At 74.8% G+C, this 424-nt stretch carries 1 protein-coding gene; it reads right to left on the reverse strand.

Features of this window, described 5'->3' with window-relative positions:
- A partial coding sequence (locus PHA29_RS10190; protein WP_270849522.1) for an ABC transporter permease occupies nucleotides 1-424 on the reverse strand: 424 nt, incomplete at both ends.

Raw genomic sequence — 424 nt, forward strand, 5'->3', positions numbered from 1 at the left:
CCCCCGTCGCGCGCCGTCCCGGACGCGGCGGCGCCTTCCGGCTCCCGCGCGCGGCGCGCACGCGCGGCCCAGCGGCCCGCAGCCGGCCAGCTCGCCCTCATGGCGGCGAGCGCGAGGCGCTCGAACGTCCACGCCACGAGCACGACCACGATGGTCCACGCGAACAGGTCCGCCGTCTCGAGCAGGAGCTTCGCCTGGTAGATGCTGTTCCCGATCGAGCCCTCGGGCGAGCCGATGAGCTCCGCCGCCACGCCGGCCTTCCAGCTCATGCCCAAGACGGTCTCGCTCGCCGAGCTCAGGTAGGGCAGCACGCCCGGCCACACGAGCGCGCCCAGCCGCTGGCGCCCGCCCGCCCCCAGCACCCAGAACAGCTCACGCCGTCCCGCATCGAGGGTGTCGAGCGCCTTGAGGACCGGGAAGTACA

Origin of the sequence: Candidatus Collinsella stercoripullorum, from assembly GCF_027669965.1 — a bacterium.
GTDB lineage: Bacteria > Actinomycetota > Coriobacteriia > Coriobacteriales > Coriobacteriaceae > Collinsella > Collinsella stercoripullorum.